Origin of the sequence: Caulobacter flavus (assembly GCF_003722335.1) — a bacterium.
In the GTDB taxonomy this organism is placed as follows: Bacteria; Pseudomonadota; Alphaproteobacteria; order Caulobacterales; family Caulobacteraceae; genus Caulobacter; species Caulobacter flavus.
In genome coordinates this window covers 3,395,458-3,407,641 of record NZ_CP026100.1, presented here as the reverse complement: position 1 = coordinate 3,407,641, position 12,184 = coordinate 3,395,458, and the positions used below count along the sequence as shown (strand labels likewise).

At 70.3% G+C, this 12,184-nt stretch carries 11 protein-coding genes; 3 read left to right on the top strand and 8 right to left on the bottom strand.

Features of this window, described 5'->3' with window-relative positions; all coding sequences use genetic code 11:
* The first annotated feature begins 14 nt into the window (after positions 1-14).
* A complete protein-coding gene (locus tag C1707_RS15775; protein WP_101713515.1) occupies positions 15-1,127 on the top strand; it encodes a tyrosine-protein phosphatase in 1,113 nt (370 codons plus the stop codon).
* A 116-nt stretch (positions 1,128-1,243) separates the two neighbouring features.
* The gene (locus C1707_RS15770; RefSeq protein ID WP_205686767.1) at positions 1,244-3,724 is read left to right on the top strand and encodes a glycosyl hydrolase 115 family protein; all 2,481 of its coding nucleotides are present in this window, start codon (positions 1,244-1,246) and stop codon (positions 3,722-3,724) included.
* A 138-nt stretch (positions 3,725-3,862) separates the two neighbouring features.
* Here the strand turns inward: C1707_RS15770 and C1707_RS15765 are convergent, their stop codons facing one another.
* Together C1707_RS15765 and C1707_RS15760 are read right to left on the bottom strand one after the other, a co-directional pair.
* Entirely contained in the window at positions 3,863-5,380 is a 1,518-nt protein-coding gene (locus tag C1707_RS15765) for an adenosine deaminase family protein (RefSeq protein ID WP_101713516.1), read from the bottom strand.
* Between the two features lie 94 nt (positions 5,381-5,474).
* On the bottom strand, positions 5,475-6,290 hold the full coding sequence (locus C1707_RS15760; protein ID WP_101713517.1) for a DUF1521 domain-containing protein: 816 nt from the start codon (positions 6,288-6,290) through the stop codon (positions 5,475-5,477).
* Positions 6,291-6,509: 219 nt separating this feature from the next.
* On the opposite strand from C1707_RS15760, the gene C1707_RS15755 reads away from it, so the two are divergent.
* Complete coding sequence (locus C1707_RS15755; protein ID WP_123170698.1) at positions 6,510-7,472, top strand: IS5 family transposase; 963 nt, start codon at positions 6,510-6,512, stop codon at positions 7,470-7,472.
* A 195-nt stretch (positions 7,473-7,667) separates the two neighbouring features.
* On the opposite strand, the gene sctT is transcribed toward C1707_RS15755, so the two are convergent.
* The 6 genes from sctT to C1707_RS15725 are packed head-to-tail and all read right to left on the bottom strand — an operon-like array spanning position 7,668 to position 12,140.
* Positions 7,668-8,471, bottom strand: coding sequence for a type III secretion system export apparatus subunit SctT (gene sctT, locus C1707_RS15750; protein WP_101712242.1), 804 nt, complete (start codon positions 8,469-8,471; stop codon positions 7,668-7,670).
* Positions 8,472-8,481: 10 nt separating this feature from the next.
* Positions 8,482-8,754, bottom strand: coding sequence for a type III secretion system export apparatus subunit SctS (gene sctS, locus C1707_RS15745; protein WP_058348272.1), 273 nt, complete (start codon positions 8,752-8,754; stop codon positions 8,482-8,484).
* A gap of 13 nt (positions 8,755-8,767) precedes the next feature.
* Positions 8,768-9,430: a type III secretion system export apparatus subunit SctR gene (sctR, locus tag C1707_RS15740; protein WP_101712241.1), complete on the bottom strand. Its 663-nt coding sequence runs from the start codon at positions 9,428-9,430 to the stop codon at positions 8,768-8,770.
* Positions 9,431-9,436: 6 nt separating this feature from the next.
* Complete coding sequence (locus C1707_RS15735; RefSeq protein ID WP_101712240.1) at positions 9,437-10,435, bottom strand: FliM/FliN family flagellar motor switch protein; 999 nt, start codon at positions 10,433-10,435, stop codon at positions 9,437-9,439.
* Positions 10,432-11,082, bottom strand: a complete 651-nt coding sequence (locus C1707_RS15730; protein ID WP_101712239.1) for a response regulator transcription factor — start codon at positions 11,080-11,082, stop codon at positions 10,432-10,434. The genes C1707_RS15735 and C1707_RS15730 overlap by 4 nt, the downstream gene beginning before the upstream one ends.
* A complete protein-coding gene (locus C1707_RS15725) occupies positions 11,079-12,140 on the bottom strand; it encodes a sensor histidine kinase (RefSeq protein ID WP_101712238.1) in 1,062 nt (353 codons plus the stop codon). The genes C1707_RS15730 and C1707_RS15725 overlap by 4 nt, the downstream gene beginning before the upstream one ends.
* Between the last annotated feature and the right edge of the window lie 44 nt (positions 12,141-12,184).

The window sequence follows — 12,184 nt, the reverse complement described above, 5'->3', positions numbered from 1 at the left end:
TGGAAAAAGACATCATGCTGATCCGCAATCTGCTGACGGCCGCCTGCGCGGCGGCCGTGCTCGCCGCCCCGGCCGTCCAGGCCCGCACCGCTCCGGCCCAGGTGACCGAGGCCTCGGTCGTGCTGAAGGACGGGACCTACCAGGTGTCGTGGAAGACCAGCCGCCCCGGCGCGCCCGTCGACCTCTATGTCGCCGCCTCGCCCGACGCGCCGCTGAAGGCCATGCGCAAGCTGGCCGACAACGACACCGACGGCGCCGCCGGCGTCGCCTCGGCCCAGGCCGGCGCGGCCCGCCCCTACTTCTACGTCGTCGCCGACGGGGCCAAGACCGGCCTGCGCGCGGCCACCCGCGTCGTGCCGCTGGAAGGCGCGGCCAACTTCCGTGACCTCGGCGGCTATTCGGCGGCCGGCGGCAAGCACGTGCGCTGGGGCCAGGTGTTCCGCTCCAACGGCCTGTCGACCCTGACCGACGCCGACTACAAGACCGTCGGCGACCTGGACGTGCGGCTGGTCTGCGACCTGCGCACCGACCAGGAGCGCAAGACCCAGCCGACCGTCTGGCGCGGCGGCAAGGCCGTGCCGGTGTTCCTGAACTCGCCCAAGGCGGGGCTGGACATAGACATGCGGGCGCTGTTCGGGAACGGCCCGCCCTCGCCGCAGGCGGTGCGCGCCAACTTCATCGGCTTCTACAAGCTGATGCCCGACGCCTATGCCGGCGAGTACAAGGCGATGTTCGAGAAGCTGCTGGCGGGCGACGCGCCGATGCTGGTGCACTGCTCGGCCGGCAAGGACCGCACGGGCGTGGCCTCGGCCCTGATCCTGACGGCGCTCGGCGTGCCGCGCGCCCAGGTGACCGCCGACTACGCCATGAGCGAGACCCTGCTCGACACCGAGAGCGCCCGCCGGGCGATGGCCGCCGGCGCCAAGTCCGACGATCCGAACGCGGCGATGTTCGCCAAGCTGCCGCCGGAGATCACCCGCGTGCTGATGCGCACCGAGCCGGCCTACGTGGAAGCGGCGCTGGACGCGGTCACCGAGAAGTACGGCTCGGTCGAGGCCTATCTCGACAAGGTGCTGGGCGTCGACGCCAAGGACCTGGCCGCGCTGCGGGCCCGTTATCTCGAGTAGAAGTTTCATTTTATGAGACGCGCGCTCACAAAATGAATGGATAATCCTCCAGATCGCCCTATGGTCTGACCAATTAGACCAGGCTGCCTGACAGCTTCGCGATCTGGAGGAAACCCATGCGGCTGACGTCGCTGCTGGCCGGCCTGGCGGCCGCCGTCCTGGCCGCCACCACCGCTTGGGCGCAGGACGGCTGGATCAGCGAGACGGGCTCGCCCCACGCCTTCCCGATCGCCGGCGCCGAGATCCTCTACGCCAGCGACGACCATCCGGTCGTGGGTCTGGCCGCCGGCGACCTGCGGGACGACCTGGGCGCGATGCTCGGCAAGCCCCCTCGCCTCTCGACCGAGACCTCCCCGAAGAGCCGCACCGCGATCATCGTCGGGACGCTGGGCAGGAACCCGCTGATCGACGGCCTCGTGCGCGACGGCAGGCTGCAGGTCGGCGACCTGCCCGGCGCCTGGGAGAGCTTCGTCATCGCCGTGGTCGACAGGCCCGCGCCGGGCCTCGACCGGGCCCTTGTGATCGCCGGCAGCGACCGGAGGGGCACGGCCTTCGGCGCCTACGAGCTGAGCCGCGCGGCCGGGGTCTCGCCCTGGACCTGGTGGGCCGACGTCAAACCCCAGAAGAAGAAGGCCCTGTACGTCGCCGCCGATGCGCGGCGCTTCGGCCCGCCATCGGTGCGGTACCGCGGGATCTTCATCAACGACGAGGACTGGGGCCTGCAGCCCTGGGCCGCCAAGACCTTCGACCCGGCCTATGGCGACATCGGCCCCAAGACCTACGAGAAGGTGTTCCAGCTGCTGCTGCGGCTGAAGGCCAACACCCTGTGGCCGGCGATGCACGAGGTCAGCAAGCCGTTCAACGCCGATCCGGCCAACGCCGCCCTGGCCGACCGCTGGGGGATCGTCATGGGCTCGTCCCACGCCGAGCCGATGCTGCGCAACAATGTCGGCGAGTGGAAGGCGGGCGCGGAGGCCTTCAACTACGCGGCCAATCCGGGCGGGGTGCTGGACTACTGGCGCGAGCGGGCCAAGTCGAACGGCCGGTACGAGAGCATCTACACCCTGGGCATGCGGGGCATCCACGACTCCGGCATGGTCGGCGGCGGCGACATCGACGGCCAGCGCGCCCTGCTGGAGAAGATCATCACCGACCAGCGCGGGCTGATCGGGCGGTATGTCGACCCCAAGGTCGAGACCGTCCCGCAGGTGTTCACCGCCTACAAGGAGGTGCTGGACATCTACCGCTCGGGGCTGAAGGTCCCTGACGACGTGACCCTGGTCTGGCCGGACGACAATTTCGGCTACATCCGCCAGCTGCCGAACGAGCAGGAGCGCAGGCGGCCCGGCGGGTCGGGCGTCTACTACCACCTGTCCTATCTGGGCGCGCCGCTGTCGCACCTGTGGCTGTCGACCACGCCGCCGGCCCTGGTCATCGAGGAGATGGGCCGGGCCTTCGACCTGGACGCCCGCAAGCTGTGGGTGGTGAACGTCGGCGACATCAAGCCGGCCGAACTGGGTACGCAGCTCTTCCTCGACATGGCCTGGGACGTGGAGGGCGTGCGCAAGCTGGGCGCCCACGGCTACGAAGAGGCCTTCGCCCGCGAGACCTTCGGGCCGCAGCAAGCCAAGGCGATCGCCGCGATCCTGGCCCAGCACCACCAGTTGAACTTCGAGCGCAAGCCCGAGCACCTGCAGTGGTTCTGGGGCAAGGGCGCCACGCCGCGCTCGAGCCCGCTGTCGGTGGCGCAGGGCGACGAGCGGCTGGCGCGGTTCGACGCGCTGATCGGCAAGCTGGACGTCGAGGCCGCGAAGATCCCGGCCGAGCAGCGCGACGCCTGGTTCGAGCTCGTGGACTATCCGGTGCGGGCGGCGGCCCTGGCCAACCGCCGGTTCTTCGACGCCGAGGCCTTCGACCGGCTGATCGGCGAACGGCCGGACGAGGCGCGCGTCCGCGCGGCCCGAGCCCGCTCGACCGATGCGGAGATCGCTGCGCTGACCCGCCGCTTCAACGAGGAGATCGCCGGCGGCAAGTGGCGCGGGATCATGTCGGAGGAGCCCGCCGACGGCTCGTGGACCTCGTTCCGCCAGCGGCCGTTCGAGGCCCCTGCGGTGGATGCGACGACGCCGCGGCTGGCGCCCTCGCCTGCCGAGGGCGAAGGCCTGGTCGTGGTCGAGGCCGAGACGGCGAGCGGCCAAGGCTGGCGCAGGATCGACGGCCTGGGCCGTGGCGGGGCGGCGATGGCGGCCGGCGACGTGCGCGAGCCCTCGAAGACGGGCGCGGCGCTGGACTATGACGTGACCCTGCCGGCCGGCGCCTGGGCGCTGGATGTCGACTTGCTGCCGACCTTTCCGCTGAACGGCCAGACGGCGCTACGACTGGCGGTCGGCGTCGACGGCGGCGCGCCGGTGACGATCGTCGCGCCGCGCAAGGTGGGCGACAAGGCCTGGGCGCAGGGCGTCACGGACGGCCGCTTGCGCGTAGGCTCGGGCGCAACGGTGTGCGGCGGCAAGCGGGCCGTGCGGGTAACGTCGGTGGATCCGGGCGTGGTGCTGGACGCGCTGGTGTTCAGGCCGGCCGGGGCGTGCAAGCCGTAAGGAACCTCCCCCTGTGGGGGGAGGTGATCGCGAAGCGATCGGTGGGGGGCGTTCTTGGGAAATTGGCCGACGTCTTGGAAGCTGAAAACGTCCCCCGCCGGCCTTCGGCCGCCTCCCCCCACAGGGGGGGGGGGGACCTTAGAAGCTGGCTTCGAAGGCCTCGAAGTCCTTCTCAAGCCGCCATTGCATGGCGGCCTTGAGGTTCTTGTTCAGGAACACGTCGCAGGCCGTACCGGGCTTGGCGCATTCGGCCGCGCCGCGCAGGCTCGTGCCCGGCAGGAAGGCGTATTCCAGGCTGTCGCGGGCCATGGCCTTGAGGTCGGGATAGCGCAGGCCGTGCTCGGTCGCGGCGCGGACGTACTCGTTGGTCAGGTCGATGCGCGAGACGCCCTCATCGTCGGTGGACAGCACCACCGGCACGCCGGCCTTGCGGTAGAGCGACAGCGGGTGGTCGGCCCCCTTTACGCCGAGGATGACGTCGTTGCTGGTCAGGTTGATCTCGACGGCGACCTTGTCGCGGGCCATCTGCTTGAGCAGGCCCGGCGCGTCGTGCTCATAGGCGATGTCGACGCCGTGGCCGATGCGTTTGGCGCCGGCCACCGTCACCGCCTGGTTGATGTGGAAGGTCAGGTCGCGCGGCGGCACGAGGCCCAGCGAAAGCTCGCCGGCGTGCAGCGCCATCGGGACCTTGGGATAGCGGCCCGACAGGTACTTCATCATCCTCATGTGCAGGGCGTAGTCGCCGAGCGAGACCGGGTGATCCTCGGGATTGACGATGTTGACCCCGACGAAGCGCGGATCGGCGTCGACCAGGGCGAAGGCCGCCGCCATCTGGGCGAAGACGAAGCCGGGCGGCTGGGCGCGCTCGACAAAGGGCTGGAAGAGGACCTCGACGGCGCAGGGACCGGCGGTTCCGGCGTTCTGCGCGCAGTTCAGGCGCCTGTCGCCCTCGGCCAGGGCCGCGTCCATCTCCTTGCGCGAGGCCTCGACCATGGCCGGCAGGCCGGCGGCGAAGGCGGCGTAGGTCTTGGCGAAGTCGCCGTTCCAGCGGCCGGCCTCGCGCTCGGCGAAGGCGCGCATGGCGTTGGGGTTGGCCGAGCTCTCGACGTAGGAGACGCGGTCCTGGGCGGCGTACTCGCGGGTGACGGCGACCATCGGCCCGATGTTGGGCACGGCGGCGGCGGCGAAGCGCTCGAAGGTCGAGAAGAACTGGTCGTGGCCCGAGGCGGCGGCGTGGTCGGCGCCGCGGTCGTAGTTGCGCACCGACAGGCTGTCGATCACCCGGTTGTAGAGGGCCGGATCGCGGCGCGCGAGGCCGGCGGCGGGCACGCTTGCCTTGCCGTCGCCCCCCTTCTCGTCGCAGGGCGCGGCGGTGATCGTCGGCGGCGTCGCGGTGGAGACGCAGAGCCCGCCCTCCCCGGCCCAGGCGACGAAGTCCTCGGCGTAGGGCGCGCCCCACAGGTGATTGTGCAGGTCGCCGCCCTTGGGCATGGCCTGCAGGAAGAGCCGCAGCCTGGCCTTGTCGCCGGCCGCGGCGTCGAAGGCGGCCGATGCGCGCGCCTCGGGGTCCGACGGCTGGGCCTGGGCGGGCGAGAGCGTCAACAGCCCGGCCGCCATGATCAGTCCGCTGGTCAGAAACCATTGTCGCGCGCGCATCGTCCGCCCCCAGATCCTTTCCGCCTACCCACGATGATTTGCGGCGTTTGGCAAATCATGGGCGACGAAAAGGACCGGAAGCGGTCCTCTCGGATCAGAGGTTCAGCAGCGGGAAGCGCTCGGCCGCCTTGGCGTTGGTGCTCGTGCTTTCGGTCGAGCCCTCGGCCAGGGCGGCGACGCCCACGCCCAGCAGCCAGCCGGTCAGCATCAGGCCGAGACTGGTGTTGAACGCCTCCAGCGCCTCGCGCACCGGTTCCATGCCCGGCTTGGTCAGGTTGAAGTCGGCCTGGCCGACGGCGGCGCCGGTGATGCTGCTGGTCCAGCCCGTCGAGGCGGAATCGGCCTCGTGGATCACGAAGCCGTCGTCGTGGGCGGCGTCGAGGGCGCGGCCGTCGGTGCTCAGGGAAACCGACAGGTCGCCCTTGGTCACTTCGCTGACGCCGTCGATGACCACGGCCTGGTCGCCGCGCGTGACCACCACCTGCTCGGCGTAGGTCATGTCGTTCCAGGGCGACTTCTCGGTATTGATCGTGATCTTCGTGCCGTTCTCGAGCTGGAAGGTCGTGGTGCCCCAGAAGTCGCCGATGTGCTTGCCGTTGTAGTCGACATGCGGGTCGCCCCAGATGCGCGTGGCGTTGCCTTCGGCGTCGCGGACGGTGATCTCGGAACTGGTTTCGTCGATCGACAGGGTATAGCCGTCGCCGATGTCGATCTGCGCCTTGCCCTCGCCGGGCATGCTGGCGGTGAAGGACGGCTGGGTCGCGGCGGGCTGGAACAGGCCCGCGACCATCGCCCCCAGGGTGAACTGCATGGCGCTGAAGGTCTTCAGCGACTGGCCAAGGCCGGCGCCGACGCCGTTGAGGATCGCCGCGCTGACAGCCGTGTTCAAGGCGCTGTTGATGGTGGTCATCTTCCCTACCCCTGCTCGATCGGACAGCCGCCGGTTGCGGCCCTGCGACGAAAGGTGGCGCCAAGCGGGGCGGTTCAGATAGCTGGGGCGTATCCCATCAGGGAAAACCCTAGGTCGCGCTGCGCGCCCCCTCCGGCCCTCTGGGCCACCTCCCCCAGAGGGGGACTGTTGCGAAATTGGCTGGCTGTGATTCCTTGGCGTTGAAGCGGGAGGATTGCGATGTCGGTGAAGGCGACGGGCCAGCTTGGATTTGGAGAGATCGGCGCTGGTCGCCGGGCGGGCAGCGCGGCGTTGGATCGAGTGTCGGCGCTGGTGGACTGGTCGGGCTTCGAGAAGGCCCTGGCGGGTCTTCGCGAGGATGGCCCGGGACGTCCGGGCTACCGGCCGCTGCTGCTGTTCAAGGCGCTCCTGCTGCAGGCCTGGTACGGGTTATCGGACGCTGAGCTGGAGTTCCGGCTGGGCGACAGCCTTTCGTTCAGCCGGTTTGTGGGGCTGAGCCTGGAGGACGCGGTTCCCGATCACACGACGCTGTGCCGGTTTCGTAACCGGTTGGTGAGCCAGCGATTGCTCGAGCGGCTGTTCGACGAGCTGGATCGCCAGTTGGAAGGCGCGGGCCTGGTGCTCAAGCAGGGCGCGATGCTGGACGCCACCTTGATCGAGGCGGCCACGCCACGTCCCCGGGGCGGTCCCGATGCCCTGGCGAAGGCCAGGGACCCCGACGCGGCCTTCGCCAAGCACAAGGGCAAGTCTGGCTCGACCTACGGCTACAAGGCCCACGTGAATGTCGATCAGGGCTCGGGCTTGGTGCGGGCGGTGATCACCACCCCCGCAAACGTCAACGACACCGTCCCGGCCGACGCCCTGATCCGGGGCGACGAGGCGGCCGTCTACGCCGACAAGGCCTATGACACCCACGCTCGCCGCGATCGGCTCAAGCAGGCCGGCGTGAAGCCCAGACTGATGCGCCGCCCCAACCGCTATCATCCCCTGAGCGATCGCCAGAAGCGCCTTAACGACCTGATCGCCCGTCGTCGCGCCGCCGTGGAAACCACTTTCGCCACCTGGAAGCGCCGCATGGGTCTGACGCGGGTTCGCTATCTGGGGATGGCCAAGGCCGCCGGCCAAGTGCTGCTCACCGCCATGGCCTTCAACCTGCGCCGCGCCGCCATCCTGACGGCCTGATCACGCCACCCGTCCGTCCCGATCGACCTGAGACCTCCAAAAGGAGGCCTCAGAACGACCACTCCGCGTCCCCAGCACTCCTACAGAGGCGTATTGCAGCGGTCCCCCAGAGGGGGAGGATCTCGGTTCGCGCCTTCAGATGCTCCCACGCTGGGGGAGCTGTCGCGGAGCGACTGAGGGGGAGCGCGAAGCGCCCTACCCCTTACCGTCCAGCCCCCGCAGCACCTCCAGGATCACCGTCGGCCGGGCGCCGATCTCGTTGAGCAGCAGCTGGACCAGGCCGGTCAGCATGGCCAGCACCACCGCCGTGGCGATCCACGACTTGATGGCCAGGCCGAGAGAAAAGACGTTCAGCTGGGGGGCATAGCGGTTGATCAGGCCAAGGCCGCCGTCGACCAGATAAAGAACGATCAGCGCCGGCGTGGCCAGCATCACCGCCATCACCATAAGCCGCGAGAACTCGCCCTCGAACAGCGAAAGGCTGCGCAGGGACAGGATCGGGGTCAGGCTGCCGATCGGCCAGACGGCGTAGCTGTCGAGGATCACCCCGACCATCAGCAGCAGGCCACCCGAGAACATGAAGACGAAGTTGGCCAGCCGGCTGAGGAACTCGCCGGTCAGCGAGGTCTGGTGGCCGCTCAGGGGGTCGACCACCTGGGCGATGGTGGCGCCGACCTTGGCGTCGATGATCTGGCCGGCGGCTTCCAGCGCCCACAGCATGGTGCCGAAGAAGAAGCCGATGACGAGGCCAACCAGCGCCTCCTTGGCGAAGATCATGATCCACTGGACGGTGGGCAGCTCCATCTGGGCCAGCTGCGGCTGCAAAGTGATGACGATGATCCCGAAGGCCAGGAAGATCGAGTTGCGCACAAGGGCCGGCACCGTCTCGGGCGACAGGAGCGGCAGCAGCATGAAGGCCGCCGCCACCCGCGTCGCGCCGACGGCCAGGATCAGGGTGTTCTCGAAGATCGCCCCGAGCCAGTCGGGGGCTCCGGTCATGCATCCCCCTTCATCGGCGGACCATGGCCGGGAACTCGGTGAACACCCGGTCGCCGAAGCGATAGAGGGTGCCGCCCAGCAGGCTGGCGGTGACGAAGATCGTCAGCACGATGGCGAAGAACTTGGCCGCATACTGCAGGGTCTGCTCCTGCAGCTGCGTGGCAGACTGGATCACCGCCACGAAGAGGCCCACCAGCGAGGCGGCGACGATCGGCGGGGCCGACAGGATCAGCACCAGCCAGAGGGCCTGGTTGACGAGCTCGATGGCCTGGGCGTTCAGCACGGCGTGGTCCTCGTCACGTGTAGGACAGCACGAGGCCGTGCGAGAGCTTCACCCAGCCGTCGATCAGCACGAACAGCAGAAGCTTGAACGGCAGCGACACCGTGGTCGGCGACAGCATCATCATCCCCATGGCCAGCAGGATGTTGGACACCACCAGGTCGATGATCAGGAACGGCAGGAAGATCAGGAAACCGATCTGGAAAGCCGCGGCCAGCTCCGACACGGTGAAGGCCGGAACGACGACGATGAAGTCGCGCTGGGTCAGGGCGCGGGCCTTTTCCGGGCCGTTGATGCGCTGGGCGGTCTTCAGGAAGAAGGCGCGTTCCCGGGGCGTCGAATGCTTGATCAGGAACTCGCGCAGCGGCTCCTTGGCCTTGTCGGCGTAGGTGAACAGGGCCTGGGTGTCGCTGCTGACGGCGGCGACCGGTTTGACGCCCTGGTTGGCGGCGGCCATCTGCTGGCCGACCGGGTACATGACGTAGAGCGTCAGGATCAGGGCCAGGCCGTTGAGCACGATGTTGGGCGGCACCTGCTGCAGGCCCAGCGCATTGCGCAGCAGGCTAAGCGTGACGACGATCTTGGTGAACGAGGTGACCATCACCGCCACGAACGGCGCCAGCGCCAGCAGGATGACGGTGATGAGGGCCGAGCCCGGCGAGAATTGCGTCAGGTCCATCTGCGCTCAGCCCTCGCCGGCTATGGTTTCGATCAGCACGCCCCAGGCCTCGCCGACGGGGACGAGACGGCCACGGGCGATGGCGCGGTCGCCGGCCAGCAGCACGGCGGGGGCGTCCTCGCGCGGGCCGGCCAGCAGAACGGTGGAGCCGGGTCGCAGGCCCGCCAGCTCCGACAGCGGCAGGCTGGCCTCGCCCAGCAGCACCTTCAGCGGCACGGGCAGGTCGGCGGGGGCGACCGGGGCGGCGTCAGGCGCCGCGTCCTCGGTCGGGGCGACGGCGATGTCGAGCGGCGGAGCCATGGCGCTCTCCTCGATGGCGTTGAGCGTGAAGCGACGGTGGGAAAGCTCGAACCGGCCCACGAGCCGGCGGTCGAACAGGGTCAGGGCGGCAAGGCCGGGGCGCGCGGCCGACAGCGGGGTCAGCACGATGTCGCCCGGCCGCAGGGTCGCGGCGGTCTGCGCCGGCAACTCCGGGCCGTCGAGCACCAGCGGCCCCGTGGCGGGCACGGCCAGGTGCGCGCCCGGCGCCCAGGGATCGAAGATCGGTTGCGACCAGGCGCGGGCCGTCTCGGGGGCGACGGCCAGGACCAGCCGGGCGAAGGGCGCCCCGTCCTGGGCCTCGACCGCGATCAACAGGGCCAGCAGGCCGTCGGGCGCCGCGCCCTCGACGCCCAGCGGCGACAGGCTTTCGGTGGTGGCCGCTTCGATGGCGGCCAGCACCGGCTCGACGCGGTCCAGCACGATCAGAAGCTCGGCGTCGTCGGCGGGGGTGAAGGCGGCGCCGGCCAGTTCGCGGATCGAAAGGCGCAGAGCCGGCGCAGCGTCGCCGAACAGGATCCAGGGTCCCGGGCCCGGCTCGTCGTCGAGGGATACGCGGGTGACGAGGCCCGGCGCGCGCAGGGCGGCCAGCACGGCCAGGGCGTGGTTGCGGGCGACGAGGTCGGAGAGCCCGGCGGCGGCGGGCGGAGCGCCCTGCCCGGCTTCGAGGTCGAGAGGGGCGCTCATGCGTCGTCGTCCACGCTGCCGGTGACGGCCATGCGCACCAGCCGGGTCAGGCTGGTCGCCTCCATCTTGGTCATGATCCGCGAGCGGTGCAGCTCGACGGTCTTGGGGCTGATGCCCAGCTCGTAGGCGATGACCTTGTTGACCTTGCCGGCGACGACCAGGGCCATGACCTCGCGTTCGCGGTCGGTCAGGCCGGCAACGCGGCGGGCATAGGCGTCCTGGCCGGGGGTCAGGGCGGGCCGCGCCCGGGCGAAGGCCCGTTCGAGGGCGGCCTCCAGCGCCGCTTCCTGGAAGGGCTTTTCCAGGAAGGTGACGGCGCCTTTCTGCATGGCCTCGACCGCTAGGGGCACGTCGCCGTGGCCGGTCATGAAGATCACCGGCCGCTCGCAGCCCCTGGCCTTCAGCGCGTCGAGCAGTTCCAGCCCCGACATGTCGGGCATGCGCACGTCGAGCAGCAGGCAGGCGTCGGCCGGCGGGTCGCCGGCGTCGAGGAAAGCCCGCGCGCCGTCGAAGGTGGAGACGGCGTAGCCAAGGCTCTCCAGCCACCAGGCGGCGGACTGGCGGAACTCGCCGTGGTCGTCGACCAGGCACACAGCGCCCAGGACGGCGGCCTCCTGGGGTGATGACGATGTAGAGGGGGTGGTCATGGCTCCTCCTGGCGCGCCGCGGGCAGCGCGATATGGAATACGGTCCCCCCCTCGGGATCCGGGGCGTGCCAGAGACGCCCGCGATGCAGTTCGACGATGGACCGGCAGATCCCCAGGCCCACGCCCATGCCGCCGGGCTTGGTCGAGAAGAACGGCGAGAACATCTTGCCCTCGGCGGTCGCCTCGACTCCCGGACCGCTGTCGGACACCGTCAGCTCGACCATGCGGTCGCTGCCCTCCATGGGACCGGCGGCGATGGTCAGGCGGCGGGGGCCGGGCCGGCCGCGCATGGCGTCCAGGCCGTTGCGGGCCAGGTTGACCAGCACCTGCTGGATCATCACAGCGTCGCCCAGCACTGGCGGCAGGCTCGCGAACTGGGCGCGGGCGATCACCTTGTCGCGGGCGATCTCCCAGTCGAGCAGATCGAGCGTGGCGCGGACCAGCCGGGGCAGGTCCAGCGGCTCGACCTGGGGCTGGCGCTGCTCGACGAAGGAGCGCATGCGCTGGATGACACCCGAGGCGTAGAGCGCCTGCTCGGCGGCGCGGTCGAGGGCCTCGACGCCCTCCTCCTTCGACAGCGCCCCGCGAGACAGCCGGGCCTTCAGGCCCCGCGCGATGTTGGCGATCGAGCCGATCGGCTGGTTGAGTTCGTGAGCGATCATGGTCGCCATCTCGCCCACCGACATGACCCGCGAGGTCAGCAGCAGGCGCTCGCGGTCGGCCAGGCGCCGGGCCTCGGCCTCCTGGCGCTCGGCGGCGCTGGACAGGATCAGGCAGACGCGGCCGTCGCCCTGGACGGCGCGGGCCTCGAAGGCCTGGCCGTCGATGTCGACGGCAAAGAGGCCGCCCTCCCCGCGCCGTGCAGCCTCGACCGCCGACAGCAGGCCGCCGACCGGCGGCTGGCCGGGGGCCAGGCCCGGCGTCAGCCGCGCGAAGGCCGGCGTGCGCCAGGCCAGGCGGGGCGCGGCGGCGTCCTCGAAGGCGGCGACGGCCAGGCCCAGCACGTCCAGCGCCTCGGCTTCGGGCGATTGCGACAGCAGGGCGGCCAGGCCCGTCATGCGACACACATGCTGGCTAGGGAAAACCCGACTGGCGGGCGCGC

Coding starts and splice junctions, on each gene's coding strand:
- C1707_RS15775 (WP_101713515.1), top strand. CDS start 15: ATGCTGATCCGCAATCTGCTGACGGCCGCCTGCGCGGCGGCCGTGCTC.
- C1707_RS15770 (WP_205686767.1), top strand. CDS start 1,244: ATGCGGCTGACGTCGCTGCTGGCCGGCCTGGCGGCCGCCGTCCTGGCC.
- C1707_RS15765 (WP_101713516.1), bottom strand. CDS start 5,380: ATGCGCGCGCGACAATGGTTTCTGACCAGCGGACTGATCATGGCGGCC.
- C1707_RS15760 (WP_101713517.1), bottom strand. CDS start 6,290: ATGACCACCATCAACAGCGCCTTGAACACGGCTGTCAGCGCGGCGATC.
- C1707_RS15755 (WP_123170698.1), top strand. CDS start 6,510: ATGTCGGTGAAGGCGACGGGCCAGCTTGGATTTGGAGAGATCGGCGCT.
- sctT (WP_101712242.1), bottom strand. CDS start 8,471: ATGACCGGAGCCCCCGACTGGCTCGGGGCGATCTTCGAGAACACCCTG.
- sctR (WP_101712241.1), bottom strand. CDS start 9,430: ATGGACCTGACGCAATTCTCGCCGGGCTCGGCCCTCATCACCGTCATC.
- C1707_RS15735 (WP_101712240.1), bottom strand. CDS start 10,435: ATGAGCGCCCCTCTCGACCTCGAAGCCGGGCAGGGCGCTCCGCCCGCC.
- C1707_RS15730 (WP_101712239.1), bottom strand. CDS start 11,082: ATGACCACCCCCTCTACATCGTCATCACCCCAGGAGGCCGCCGTCCTG.
- C1707_RS15725 (WP_101712238.1), bottom strand. CDS start 12,140: ATGACGGGCCTGGCCGCCCTGCTGTCGCAATCGCCCGAAGCCGAGGCG.